Origin of the sequence: Sorangium sp. So ce1014 (assembly GCF_051521505.1) — a bacterium.
In the GTDB taxonomy this organism is placed as follows: Bacteria; Myxococcota_A; Polyangia; order Polyangiales; family Polyangiaceae; genus Sorangium.
The window spans coordinates 6,314,207-6,327,634 of the sequence record NZ_CP150356.1 but is presented as its reverse complement, the minus strand read 5'-3'; the positions used below and the strand labels follow the sequence as shown (position 1 = coordinate 6,327,634).

Genomic DNA, 13,428 nt, shown 5'->3' with positions numbered 1-13,428 from the left:
TCGGGCATCGCGCGTTTTTTGCTCCTGCCGGCGCCGGGCGCGTAGGGTCGCGCGCATGGAGTGGCTCGAGTCGATGCACCGCATCCGCGCGCTCAAGCTGGAGCTCGCGCGGATGGACCCGCGGCGGGGAATGCCGATCGCGCCGCCGTCCGGGGCCTCCGCGGCGGAGATCGCCGGCGTCGAGCGCCGCCTCGGGATGCCGCTGCCGCCGAGCTACCGCGAGCTGCTCTCGCGGCACGACGGCTGGCCGCGGCTGTTCGCCGGCGCCAGCCTGCTCGGGGTGCGCGCGCTCGCGCGCGGCTCGTACATGGACATCGGGCGGATGGTGCTCGAGCACTGCGAGGACCAGGAGGCGCGCGGCGCATGCGAGCGCGACGCCGCGCCAAGGACCGTGCGCGGCCGCTGCGGTGCGCGGAGCGCGCTCGTCCCGTTCGGCATCGACGCGGCGGCCGAGACGGTCTTCGCCTGGGATCCGGAGGCGAGGGCGCCCGACGGCGAGCTCGAGATCATCCTCTGGACGAACGACCTCGGGCTGCGCCTGGCGGGCTTCGCGGAGCTCCTCGACATGGTGAAGGAGATGCTCGCCGCGGAGCTCGACGATCGACGGCAGCGCGCTGCCGCGCAGCGCGATCTGACGCCGCGCCCGCGCGCGGTGGTCGCGCCGAGGAGCCGCGCGCGCGCGGTGGCGGTGCCGCTCACACCCGCGCCTCGCGCGTTCGCGAGGAGCGCGCTCACCGGCTGAGCCGGCGCCGTCCCCGAGCCCGGCCGCGGCGCTGCCCACGTGAGCTCGCGCCCGAAAGGGCATGGAACGCGCTCGTCACAGACCACGCGAGCGCGCGTGGGACCCCGGGTCCAGCCGGTTGTTTCCGCGCACAGCGTGGGACGTGATGTACTAGTCGGAGCATGACGGAAGCCCACCAGCAGCAGCGCTACCGGGTCGTCGAGCGGCTCGCTTCGGGCGGCATGGCCGAGGTCTTCCTCGCCGAGAGCGCGGGGATCGAGGGGTTCAAGAAGCAGGTCGCGATCAAGCGCGTGCTCCCGCACCTGAGCGAGAAGAAGCGCTTCATCGCGATGTTCCTCGACGAGGCGCGGCTGTCCGCGCACCTCTCCCACTCCAACGTCGCGCAGGTGTTCGACATCGGGGTCGGCGACAATGCGTACTTCATCGTGATGGAGTACGTGGACGGCGCCGACCTGAAGGCCGTCCTCGAGTCGATGCGCAAGGCTGGGCGCATCCTCCCGGTCGAGTCCGCCGTGTTCATCACGGGCAAGCTCTGCGAGGGGCTCACGTACGCCCACGAGCTCAGGGGGGCCGACGGGCACCCGCTCAAGATCGTGCACCGGGACATGTCGCCTCCGAACGTGCTCATCACCAAGTACGGCGAGGTGAAGATCGTCGACTTTGGCCTCGCCAAGGCGACGAGCCAGCTCGAGAAGAGCGAGGCGGGGATCATCAAGGGCAAGTTCAGCTATCTCTCGCCCGAGGCCGCGCAGGGCCTCGAGGTCGATCCCCGCACCGACATCTTCGCGGTCGGCGCCATCCTCTGGGAGATGCTCTCGGGCAAGCGGCTCTTCCTCGGCGAGACCGACTACCAGACCGTCAAGCTCGTGCAGCAGGCGCAGATCCCGCCGCTCTCCGAGATCAACAAGGCGATTCCCCCCGAGCTCGATCGCATCATCGCCCGCTCGCTGGCCCGCGACCCCGGTGATCGCTACGGCTCCGCGCGCGAGCTCGGCCGGGATCTCACGACCTTCCTGTACAGGTTCGGCCGGCCGGTCAGCGCCTACGACATCGCCGAGCACGTCCGCAGCGCGATGGCGCTGCGGAAGCGCGCCCCCGCGTCGGACAAGGCGTCGTTCATCGACAGGCTCATCGAGGAGACGCTGCTCGAGTTCACGTCGCTCCCGGACGACAAGGCGGCGCCAAGCGCTGCGCGGCTGAGCGAGCCGCTCAAGATCTCGGCCTTCGAGGACATCGGCAAGTGGGCCGACGAGCTCAAGATCTCGGCGCCCGGCGAGGACCTCATGCGGCGGTCCCTCGCCGCGGTCTCGGTCGAGGCGGGCAACCTCGCCGCGCTCGAGGAGCCCGAGGAACCCGAGGAGGCCGAGGAGCCCGAGGAGGTCGCTTCACCCGCCACGCTGCCCGCGTACTCGGCCGCGGAGCTGCCGCACGCGCCGCCGCTCCCCGTGCGTCAGCCGCACGCGCCGCCGCTCCCCGCGCGTCAGCCGCTCGAGAGGAGGGCCGAGCCGACCCTGGCCTCTCCGCAGCCCGTGCCTGCGCCACAGCCCCCTGCGCCGCCCGCGCGCGTGCTGGCGCCGCCCGCCACGGCCGCGCCGCGCGACCTGGAGCCGGAGCTCCGTCCACTCAGGACAGGGGGAGGCGCGGTGAAGGCTGTGCTGCTCGTCGCCGCGCTGGCGGTCCTCGCCGCGGGGGCGTGGCTCGGCGGCTTGATCCCGCACTGAGCCGGCGGCGCGCGAGCGCCTCGCCGCGCCCGCGGCCGTTCGAGGGAGAGGCCGCGCCCCCGCGACGCAGAAGGGAGCGCGGCACGCGAGCACCCGCCGCGCGGCGCGATGCGCGCCCCGCCGCAGCCGCGGCCGCCGTCGTGGCGCGCGCTCTCCCCGGGCGGGTTACCCGGTCGCTCCCTCGGCCTCGTCGTCGTCGTCGTCGTCGTCTTGCTCTTCGAGCTGCCTCTCGAGCTTCTCGATCTCCTCGTCCTCTTCGTCCCCGGCGGGAGCGGCGCGCCCTTCCTGGAGCGCCTTCTGGCGGGCCCTCTCCGCGGCGACGCGGGCCTGGGCCACCTTCTGCAGGATGGCGGGCTTGGGCGCCATCATCAGCGTCATCGTGCGCTGCTCCATCATCGGGCGCACCTCGACGTTCGCGATCTCCTCGCAGTGCTGGACGATCCAGTCGAGCTGCTCCTGCGCCTTCTCCGGGTGCGTGATCTCGCGGCCGCGAAAGCGGACCGTGAACTTCACCTTGTGACCTGCGCCGAGGAACCGATGCGCAGCCCGGGTCTTGAACTCGAGATCGTGGTCGTCCGTCTTGGGACGGAGCTTGATCTCCTTGATCTCCACCACACTCTGCTTGCGCTTCGCCTCGCGGGCCTTCTTCTTCTCGTCGTACTTGTACTTGCCGAAGTCGAGGATCTTGCAGACCGGAGGATCCGCCTTCGGGTTGACCTCGACGAGGTCGAGCCCCTTCTCCTGTGCTCGGCGCAGCGCCTCGTGGGTCTGCATGATGCCGAGCATCTCGCCATCATCGCCGATGACGCGGATTTCCGGGACGCGGATGCGCTGGTTGATGCGGATCTGCGGCCCCCGCTGGGCCTGCCGAGGGTCGAAGCGTCTCATCGCCATGTGGTATTTCGCTGCCTCCTTGTGTTCTGTGATTCTGAAAGCGACGGACCGCCGCTTCGCGACCGAAGGTAGTCGCGGCGACCATCACCACGCCAATGTCGCCTGACTCCGCGCCGCAGGCAACGGCAGCAAGCACGACGGCCGCCGCCGCGCAGGGGCGCTCGGGAGCCCTGAGCTGTCGGGCTCGACGGGGGTAGGGAAGGGCCTGCCGGCGAGAAGGGCCAGCCGGAACGGCTGGTCACGAAGCGGAGGCGCTCACCGCGAGGCGAGGAGGCTTCGACTCCGCGGCGAGCCGGTCGGCGAAGTCCTCGAGCGGCATCGCCCCGAGGTCCTTGTTGAGGTCGCGCGACCGGGGGGCGACCTTGCGGCCCTCGGCCTCCTTGTCGCCGACCACGACCACGTACGGGACGCGCGTCAGCCGCGCCGCCCGGATCTTGGCGCCGAGCTTGTCGGAGCTGAGGTCGGCCCTCGCCCGGAGCCCGCGGCCCCGGAGGTGCGCCACAACTTCCTGTGCGTAGGCGGCCTGCTTCTCGCTGACCGTGACGATGACCGCCTGCTCCGGGGCCAGCCAGGCCGGGAAGGCGCCCCCGATGTGCTCGAGGTACACCGAGAAGAACCGCTCGAGCGAGCCGAGGATCGCCCGGTGGAGCATCACCGGGCGGTGGGCGCCGCCGTCGGCGCCTGTGTACTCGAGCTCGAAGCGGTCGGGCAGCGCGTAGTCCACCTGGATCGTGCCGAGCTGCCAGCTCCGGCGCAGCGCGTCCTCGACGTGGAACTCGAGCTTCGGGCCGTAGAACGCGCCCTCCTCGGGCGCGATCTCGAAGGGGAGGCCGGCTTGCTTCAGCGCCTCCGCGAGCGCGCCCTCCGCGGCGTCCCACTGCGCGTCGGTGCCGATGCGCTTCTTGGGCCGGGTCGCGAGCTTGATGTCGATCTTGGCGAACCGGAACGCGGCGTACACCTCGAGCAGGAGCCGCAGGAACGCCTGGATCTCGCCCTGCATCTGCTCCGGAGCGCAGAAGATGTGGGCGTCGTCCTGGCAGAAGCTCCGCACCCGGGCGAGGCCGTGGACGACGCCGCCGCGCTCGTACCGGTGGAGCCGCCCGAAGTCGGCGAGCCGCCACGGCAGCTCGCGGTAGCTGCGCCGCCGCTGGCCGAAGATGAGGCAGTGGCTCGGGCAGTTCATCGGCTTCTGGGCGAGCCGCTCGAGCTCCGCGAGCTGCTCCAGGACCGCGGCGTCGCGCTTCTTGTCCGCTTCCTTGTAGATCGCCGCGTCCGCCTCCCCCGGAGAGACCCCGAGACGGAGCGCGAGCCGCGCCGCGTCCAGGTGCTCCGCCGTGACGGGGAGGTACATGTTCTCGCGGTAGTTCGGCAGGTGCCCGCTCGTCTCGAACAGGCGCTTGTCGAAGATCTGCGGCGTGATGACCTCCTCGTACCCGTAGTCGACGTAGAGGTCGCGCATGTACTGGACGAGCGCGTTGTAGACGTGGGCGCCGCGCGGCAGGAGGAACGGCATGGCCGGCGCGATCTCGTGGAACATGAAGAGCTCGAGCTCTTTCCCGAGCTTCCTGTGGTCGCGCTCCTTGGCCTCCGCGAGCAGCTTCATGTGCTCGTCGAGCGCCGCCTGGCTCGGGAACGCCGTGCCGTAGATGCGCTGGAGCATCGGGTTGCGCTCGTCGCCGCGCCAGTAGGCGCCGGCCACGCTGACCAGCTTGATGGCCTGGAGCAGCGAGGCGTCCGGCACGTGCGGGCCCTCGCAGAGGTCGACCCACTCGCGCTCGCCGTCGCTGTGCCGGTAGAGCGAGACGTCCTCGCCCGCCGGGATCGCGTCGATGATCTCGCGCTTGTACGTCTCGCCCATCTGCGCGAAGAGCTCGTGGGCCGCCTCGCGGTTCACCACGTCGCGCCGGAACGGGCGGCCCGCGGCGATGATCTCGCGCATCTTCGCCTCGATCTTGGCGAGATCCTCGTCCGTGAAGGGGCCGCTCGGCTTGTCGAAATCGTAGTAGAAGCCCGCGTCGATGGCGGGGCCGATCGTGACCTTCGTCCCCGGGAAGAGGCGCTGCACGGCGTCGGCCATGATGTGCGCCGTCGAGTGCCGGATGATGCGCAGGCCCTCCGGATCGCTCGTCCGCACCGGCTCGATCCGGGTCGAGCTGTCGCGCTGAAATGGGGTGTGGAGATCGACGAGGCGCCCGTTGACGCGGGCGCCGATGACGGTGCGGTCCTTGGCGATGTCGTCGGCGAGAGCCTCGCGCACCGTGGTGCGGGCCGCCGGGGCGGCCTGGGCTGTCTGATCGAGGGCCATGAAACCTCGCAGGCTAGGTCTCCTGCTGATTTGTAGGCGCGGCCGGTTTCGAACCGGCGACCCCTACCGTGTCAAGGTAGTGCTCTACCACTGAGCTACGCGCCTATGTCCCGCTCGCTCGACGCGATGCCGACGAAACGGAGAGCGCCTCCTAGCAAGGGCCTGAGGGTCCGTCAAGCGATCTGTTTTTCGGGATCGCTTTTCTCGGGAGCGCAATCGGTCGTGATGCCCCTGCGCGGAGGCCTCCCGCGTCCGTGCGCCAGGTCGATGCGCCAGGTCGGTGCGGCGTCATCAGGTCGGTGCGCCGTCATCAGGCCGGTGCGGCGTCATCAGGCCGGTGCGCCGGGCCGAGCGCGCGGGGCAGCCACGATGGAGGCTGAGCTTGGCCAGGCGACCCCGCTCGACGGCCGCGTGAGACAGGAGCTTCACCTCGAGATGAAAGCCCCCTTTCTCGGAGTTACGTCCAGACATGGATGAGCGCGATCGCTGCACCGCTTCGGTCCGGTCGTCGCGCGCAATCCGATCGCGCTCGCGCTTGACCTCGCGTGCGGCTCGGGCGACGAACGGCTGGATGGCAGGGCCTGACGGTCTAGGGTCGCCGCCGGATCCGGCGGCGGTGATCGCACATGTCGAGGTGGCCGCGGGGAGCGCGCTCTTCGCCGCGCACGCGGCGGTGCCCGGCGATCTGCCGATCGAGCGCGCCGCGTCCGCGGCCGAGGCGATCCGCGGCGCCGCGGCCCGCACGCGCGCCGGGCAGCGGGCCAGCGTGGTGCTGGGCGCCCACGAGCTCGTCGGGGCGCTCGCCGCGCTCGGCGAGGCGGCGGCGGTGCGGACGCCGGTCACCGTGCACGTCATCGAGCGCCGCGGCGGGCTCGCCGTGGGGCGCGATGAGCTCGCGCCGGCGCTCGACGTCGGCGCGGGGGTGCTCGTCACCTGGAGCAGCCAGGAGGCGGCCGACGTGGCGCTCGTGGCGCGGCGCGCCGCCGAGGACAGCGAGACGCCGTTCCTGCACGTCGTGGACGCGCTGCCCTCGGACGTGTCCGCCCTCGGCGCCACGCGCGATCTCGCCGCGCGCTTCCTCGGTCCGGAGCGGAGCGTGCCGACCTTCACCGACGCGGCGCCGGGCGAGAGCGACGGCGACGGGGGCCCGCGCCCGCAGGGCCGCGGCGTCGTGCGGAAGCGGGCCGAGCGGAGCTTCTGCGCGCGCGTGCCGTTCGCGCTCGCCAGCGCGATGCGGGAGCTCTGCGAGCTGACCGGGAGGCCGCTCGGCGCGATCGAGCGCGTCGACACCGCCGACGCGGAGGAGATCATGGTCGTCGTGGGCTGCGCGTTCCCGGCCGCCCGGGAGGTCGTGCGCAGCCTGCGCGCGCAGGGCCGGCGCGTCGGGCTCGTGGGCGTGCGCGCGCTGCGGCCGTTCTACGGCGCGGACGTGGTGAAGACCCTCGGGCGGGCCAAGGCCATCGTGGTGCTCGAGCCGCTCGACGTGCCCCTCGCGCCGCAGGGGCACGTCGCCGCCCTGGTGAAGGCCGCGTTCGCGGACGCGCTCACGTGGGCCCCAGGCTTCCCGGGCGTCGGGCGCATCCCGCCGATCCTCTCCGCGACGTTCGCGACGATCGACGGCACGATCACCGAGCGTGACGTGCGCCTGTCGCTCGCCGAGATCGCGAGCGGCGAGCGGGCCCGCCGGCACATGGTGTTCGGGAGCGACGGCTGATCTCGGCCCTCTGGGTACCGCGTCCCGCACGGCGGGGTGGGGCGGGACCGGAAAAGGTCATAAGGCGGCATTCCCGGCGTGCCCGGGTGAGGCTGCCCGCCTAGCTCCTTGCGCGACCCTTGGATCCTGGGTATGGAGGCGGGCCCCGGGGGGTTGGGAGAGGCCTGCAATTTGCGGGCAAGCCCGTCGGGGCCCGGAGACACGCGTCACCTTGGCAAGCTCAAACTCGTTCCAGCCGAACGCCGCCCCCGGGCGCGCGGGCAATGCGCCCGCGACGCCGGTTGAAGGTCAACCGCCGCCGCCGTCCGGGGGGCAGGAGGCGCAACCTGCGCCGTTCGGCGGAGGGGCCTTCTCGTTCCTCATCCTGGCGCTGCCGCTGCTGCTCATCTTCGTGATGACGCGGAGCCAGAAGAAGAAGCAGCAGCAGATCGAGTCGAACCTCAAGGTGGGCGACCGGGTCGTCACCCAGGCCGGGCTCCTCGGCAAGATCACCGACATCAGCCCGAACTCGGCCCGGGTGAAGCTGGAGATCGCCCCCGGCGTGAACGTGCAGATCCTGAAGAGCGTGATCCAGGGCCACGACCCGGGCGAGGTTGCGGCGGCGGACGCCAAGGTCGCCGACGCCGCGAAGGACAAGAAGTCGTAGGCCGGCGCTCGGCCCAACAGGAAGCTCTTTACCGCCCCTCGCGGCGCCCCACTCCATGCTCCTAAACATCTTCCAGTACGGGTTCGCCGGCGTCGCCGGTCTGTGCCTCCTCGGCGCGTGGCTCAGCCGTTCGCGGCGCAGCGTCTTCGCCTGGGCGGCGCTCTCCGCCGGCGCCGCCGCGTTCGCGGCCCACTACCAAGTGTTCTGGGCCCTCGCGACGTTCGGCCTGATGGTGCCGTGGGCGCTGCTCTGCACCGGGCCGTGGATCGATTTTGCGTGGCGGGCGAAGACGGGCTTCGTGCTGTTCCTCGCGCTCGGCGCCGCGCTCTGCATCTACCCGACCTACCACGACGAGCGGTTCGGCCGCCCCGATCACACCGGCGTCCCGTCGGAGGAGCTGTCGGAGCAGGAGACCCAGGCGAAGCGGGGAGAGCTCGGGTTCAGCCGCTTCCTGACCTCGAACATCCCGTTCCGGCTCGTGCGCGGGCTCGATCTGAAGGGCGGCCTCCGCCTGGTCTACACGGTCGACGTCGACGAGGCGATCAGCGACAAGCGCGACCGGTACTACGACGACCTGCGCGCGGCGCTCGCGACGTCGTTCGGGTTCCACGAGGGCGACAAGCCGCCGACGATCGAGGAGATGCAGAAGCTCCAGACGAAGCTCCGCATCGAGAAGTCGCGCGAGCAGGCCGACACGATTGTGATCACCTTCAACGACCCGGCGGACGCCGAGAAGATCAACAGCGATTTCCTCGCGAAGTTCCTCGGAGAGATGCAGCTCCAGCGCTCGGCGGACCGCAACGTCGCGAGATTCCGGATCCGCGACGAGGTCGCGAGCAGCATCCGCGAGCGCGCGGTGACGCAGGCCAAGGAGACGGTGCTCCGCCGCGTCGACGGCCTCGGCCTCAAGGAGGCGAGCGTCTCGGCGCGCGACGAGGACGTGATCATCGAGGTCCCCGGCGACGACGAGAGCTCCTTCAACACGATCCGCGAGATCATCAGCCAGACGGCGCGGCTCGAGTTCAAGATGGTCGACGACGACCAGGACTTCTTCGAGCCGATCGCGAAGAGCGCCAAGGAGGAGGATCTCCCGAAGGGCCTGACGTTCTCGATCGAGAACGCGCCGGTCGGCCCCGGGAAGACCAAGCCGGTCCACTTTGCCCGGATGGTGCGCGCCGAGCACGAGGAGCTGCGCGACACGCTGAAGCGGCTGCGCGAGTGGGTCGGGACGCTCCAGGTCCCGGCGGACAACGAGGTCGGCTACGGCAAGCTGTACGAGTACAACGAGGAGAAGGACGTCATCGAGGAGATCGGCTGGCGGACGTACTTCCTCTTCAGCAAGGCCGAGGTCACGGGCGACATGGTGCGCGACGCGCAGGCGCTCCCGGATCAGAGCGAGGGCGGCCTCGGCGGCTGGTACGTGTCGATGGAGTTCACCCCGACCGGCGCCGACCGGTTCGAGGACATCACCGGCCGGAACGTCAAGCGGCGGTTCGCCATCATCCTCGACGAGAAGGTCGAGAGCGCGCCGGTCATCCAGACGAAGATCGGCGGCGGCCGCGCGCAGATCACGATGGGCTCGCAGAACCCCGACCAGCAGCTCCAGGACGCGCGCAAGCTCGAGCTTGTGCTCCGGTCGGGCGCGCTGCCGGCCCCGATCTCCCCGTCGAACGAGCAGCGCATCGGCCCGTCGCTGGGCAAGGACGCCATCCAGCAGAGCATGAAGGGCGCGATCGCGAGCGGGCTGCTCGTGGTCGTGTTCATGGTGGTGATCTACAGCCGCGCCGGGCTCATCGCGGACGCCGCCGTCATCTTCAACCTCTTCCTGCAGATCGCGGTCCTCGCGATGTTCGGCGCGTCGATGACGCTGCCCGGCATCGCCGGCCTCGTGCTCACCATGGGCATCGCGGTCGACGCCAACGTGCTGATCAACGAGCGCATCCGGGAGGAGCTCAGGAACGGCAAGAGCCCGCGCGCCGCGGTCGACGTCGGCTACGACAAGGCGTTCAGCGCCATCCTCGACGGCCACGTGACCACGCTGATCTCCGGGCTCATCCTCGCGCAGTACGGCACCGGCCCGATCAAGGGCTTCGCGATCACGCTGATCGTCGGCATCGCCATCAGCTTGTTCACCGGGGTCGTGTGCACTCGCCTGATGTTCGACTGGGCCGTCCGCGGCCGGAAGATCAAGACGCTCTCGCTCGGCTGACAACGGGGCCGCGAGAGCGGATCTCCGACCTTTGAGGGAGAACGCGAGAGCGGTCTCCGATTGAGACACGACGATGGAACTCATCAAACCTGGCCGTCAGTTCGACTTCATGAGCAAGCGCTGGCTCTTCATCGGGCTCAGCGGGGTGCTGCTCCTCCTGTCGATCATCTCGTTCATCGTGCCGGGGCCGAAGCTCGGGACCGATTTCAAGGGCGGCACCGAGATCGAGGTCGCCTTCAAGGCTCCGGTCTCCAGCGCCGAGGTGCGCGAGGCCGTCTCGAAGTCGGGCTTCGACTCCCCGGACATCGTGTCCGTCGCGGACCAGTCCAACCCGAACCGCTACCTCATCCGGGTCCACGAGGTCTCCGCGCTGTCGGAGCCGCAGAAGGCGGCGGTGCGCGAGCGGATGTGCCTGGCGCCCGAGGACGGCTCCGTCCCAGAGGACCGCTGCCCGCAGGCGGTGCGCGCCACCGAGGTCAAGTTCAGCCCCGGCGGCGACAAGATCTCCGCCCGCTACGACGTCGCGCCCGACCTGGAGGGCCTCAAGAAGCAGCTCGAGGGCATCGAGGGGGTCGATCTCAGGCCCAGCGCGAACAACCCGCTCGTCGTGAGCGAGCGCGACAACAAGGTCGAGCTCTACCTGAAGTCCAAGGGCGACCAGCTGATGGACGGCCTCCGGGAGCACCTTGGCGCGGACAAGGTGCCCGACCAGGCGCTCCGGGTCGAGTGGATCGGGCCGAAGGCCGGCGCGCAGCTGCGGGACGCGGCCATCAAGAGCGTCCTCATCACGATCTTCTTCATCATGGCGTACATCGCGTTCCGGTTCGACATCCGGTTCGCGCCCGGCGGCATCCTCGCGCTGGTGCACGATGTCGGCATCGCGCTCGGCGCGATGGTGATCACGCAGCGGGAGATCACCCTCTCCACCGTCGCCGCGCTGCTCACGATCGTCGGCTACTCGATCACGGACACGGTCGTCGTCTACGACCGGATCCGCGAGAACCTGGGGAAGCACCGCGACATGAGCTTCGCCGCCGTCATCAACTTCTCGCTCTCCGAGATGCTCGGGCGCACCATCCTCGTGTCGTTCACGACGTTCCTGTCGCTCGTCATGTTCCTCTTCTACGGAACGGGCGTCATCCGGGACTTCGCGTTCACGCTCGTCGTCGGCATCGTCGTCGGGACGTACTCCTCCATCTACGTCGCCGCGCCGCTCACCGAGTGGATCGACCGCAAGTTCTTCGGCTCGAACTCCAGCAAGCGCAAGAAGGTCAACCGCGTCCGCACGCAGAAGCGCGCCGACGCGGTCGTCTGAGCGCCTCGCCGTGATCGCGGCCGCTCGCGCAGCCCGGACCCAGGCCGTGGACGCCGCCATGGCGCCGATGTACCGCCTCTGACGATGACGAGCACCTCCACGGAAGCCTGGAAGGAGCTCCCCGAGCGCGAGGCGCCGTCCCCCGCCTCGCGCGCGGCGCGGGACGGCGCGGGCGCGTCCGAGCGCATCGCGGACCCGGGCGAGGCGTCGCCCGAGGCGCTCGCGATGGCGCGCGAGCTCGGGCTGTCGATCACGGTGGCGGACATCCTGCACCGGGCGGGCCGGGCTCCTGACGAGGCGACCCGGCGCTTCCTCGATCCGCGGCTCTCGCACCTCACGCCGCCCGACGCCATGGCCGATCGCGAGGCGAGCGCCGACCGGATCGCGCGCGCCGTGCGCGCCGGCGAGCGGATCGCCGTCTTCGGCGACTACGACTGCGACGGGATCACCGCGACCGCCATCATGACGGGCGCGCTGCGCGCCCTCTCCGGCCAGGTCGTGCCGCTCCTCGCGACGCGCGCCGAGGGCAGCTACGGCCTCTCGGCGCCCGCGCTCGAGCGCGTGATGCGCGCCGGCCCCACGCTGCTCATCACGTGCGACTGCGGCTCCAGCGATCACGAGCGGCTGGCCGCCGCGCGCGCGGCCGGCATCGACTGCGTCGTCATCGACCACCACCTCGTGCCGGCCGAGCCGCTCCCCGCGCTCGCGTTCCTGAACCCGCACCGCGCCGACTGCGGCTTCCCGTACAAGGGGCTCGCGTCGTGCGGGCTCGCGCTCACGCTGCTCGCCGCCGTGCGCAAGAAGCTCGGCTCGTCGCTCGATCTCCGCCCCTACCTCGACCTCGTGGCCATCGGCACCGTCGCCGACGTCGCGCCGCTGACCGGTGACAACCGCGCGCTCGTGCGGGCCGGCCTCGGCGTGCTCCAGACCGGACCCCGGCCCGGGCTGCGCGCGCTCGCGGCGCTCGCCAACCTCGATCTCGGGCGCGGCGCCTCTGCCGAGGACGTCGCTTTCCGGATCGCGCCTCGCCTCAACGCGCCCGGCCGGCTCGGCGATCCCGACATCTCGCTGGAGCTCCTGCTCGCGCACGACAGCGTGACCGCCTCGGCGCTCGCCGCCACGGTGGAGCAGGCGCAGATGAAGCGGCGCGCCATCCAGGACGAGATGCTCGTGTCCGCGCTCGCCGAGATCGAGCGCGCCGGCTTCGAGCGGGATCCCGCGATCGTCATCGCGCGGGAGGGCTTTCACCCCGGCGTGGTCGGCATCGTCGCGGGCAGGGTCACCTCCCGCTTCGGCAAGCCCACGATCGTCATCGCCCTCGAGGGCGCGAAGGGGCGCGGCTCGGTCCGCGGTCCAGCCGGCGCGCGGCTCCACGACGCGCTCTCTCTTTGCCGCGCCGAGCTCGTCGGCTTCGGCGGCCACCAGGCGGCGGCCGGCGTCGAGGTGCGCGCCGACCGCGTCGAGGCGCTCCGGGCGGCGTGGTGCGACGCCTTCCGTGAGCAGGACCTCCCCGCCGCCTCGGCGCTCGCGGCCGCCCACGTCCGGCTCGACGATCGCGACGACCTGGCGGCCGTGGCGCGCGATCTCGAGAGGCTCGAGCCGTGCGGCGAGGGGAACCGCCCGGCGTACGTCCTCCTGCCGGGCGCGGCCGTGCGCTCGGCGAGGAACCTGAAGGGCCACCTCAAGCTGGAGCTCACCTTCGCCCGCCGCGAGATCTCGTGCTTCGGGTTCGAGCTGGGCGAGCTCGCGCCGCGGTTCACCGGCCGGAGCGTCGATGTGGTGGGCCGCCTGCGGCGCGACGCCTGGCGCGGCGGGGACGCCGTCGAGATCAGGATCGAGCATGTCGCCGCGGCCGACTGAGCGTTCGCGGCGGGCCTCGGCG

The 13,428-nt window shown here is 71.2% G+C and carries 9 protein-coding genes and 1 tRNA gene; 7 read left to right on the top strand and 3 right to left on the bottom strand.

The annotated features are described in order from the left end of the window. Window positions 1-55 precede the first annotated feature (55 nt). Entirely contained in the window at window positions 56-742 is a 687-nt protein-coding gene (locus WME75_RS23810; RefSeq protein WP_437475616.1) for an SMI1/KNR4 family protein, read from the top strand. Between the two features lie 161 nt (window positions 743-903). Then, a complete protein-coding gene (locus tag WME75_RS23805) occupies window positions 904-2,463 on the top strand; it encodes a serine/threonine protein kinase (RefSeq protein WP_437475614.1) in 1,560 nt (519 codons plus the stop codon). A gap of 165 nt (window positions 2,464-2,628) precedes the next feature. On the opposite strand, the gene infC is transcribed toward WME75_RS23805, so the two are convergent. The 3 genes from infC to WME75_RS23790 form a co-directional block, all read right to left on the bottom strand. Next, the gene (infC, locus tag WME75_RS23800) at window positions 2,629-3,357 is read right to left on the bottom strand and encodes a translation initiation factor IF-3 (protein ID WP_437475613.1); all 729 of its coding nucleotides are present in this window, start codon (window positions 3,355-3,357) and stop codon (window positions 2,629-2,631) included. Window positions 3,358-3,595: 238 nt separating this feature from the next. After that, window positions 3,596-5,662: a threonine--tRNA ligase gene (gene thrS, locus WME75_RS23795; RefSeq protein ID WP_437475611.1), complete on the bottom strand. Its 2,067-nt coding sequence runs from the start codon at window positions 5,660-5,662 to the stop codon at window positions 3,596-3,598. Between the two features lie 33 nt (window positions 5,663-5,695). Continuing rightward, window positions 5,696-5,767: transfer RNA gene (locus tag WME75_RS23790), tRNA-Val, on the bottom strand. Between the two features lie 466 nt (window positions 5,768-6,233). Here WME75_RS23790 and WME75_RS23785 point away from each other — a divergent pair. From WME75_RS23785 to recJ, 5 genes are all read left to right on the top strand, one after another. Then, window positions 6,234-7,376 (top strand): transketolase, encoded by a 1,143-nt coding sequence (locus WME75_RS23785; protein WP_437475609.1) that lies wholly within the window; start codon window positions 6,234-6,236, stop codon window positions 7,374-7,376. 211 nt (window positions 7,377-7,587) lie between these two features. Beyond that, on the top strand, window positions 7,588-8,022 hold the full coding sequence (yajC, locus tag WME75_RS23780; protein ID WP_437475607.1) for a preprotein translocase subunit YajC: 435 nt from the start codon (window positions 7,588-7,590) through the stop codon (window positions 8,020-8,022). A gap of 55 nt (window positions 8,023-8,077) precedes the next feature. Continuing rightward, the gene (gene secD, locus WME75_RS23775; protein WP_437475605.1) at window positions 8,078-10,231 is read left to right on the top strand and encodes a protein translocase subunit SecD; all 2,154 of its coding nucleotides are present in this window, start codon (window positions 8,078-8,080) and stop codon (window positions 10,229-10,231) included. Window positions 10,232-10,304: 73 nt separating this feature from the next. Beyond that, the gene (gene secF / locus WME75_RS23770) at window positions 10,305-11,546 is read left to right on the top strand and encodes a protein translocase subunit SecF (RefSeq protein WP_437475603.1); all 1,242 of its coding nucleotides are present in this window, start codon (window positions 10,305-10,307) and stop codon (window positions 11,544-11,546) included. An 84-nt stretch (window positions 11,547-11,630) separates the two neighbouring features. Then, entirely contained in the window at window positions 11,631-13,406 is a 1,776-nt protein-coding gene (recJ, locus tag WME75_RS23765; RefSeq protein ID WP_437475601.1) for a single-stranded-DNA-specific exonuclease RecJ, read from the top strand. Window positions 13,407-13,428 lie beyond the last annotated feature (22 nt).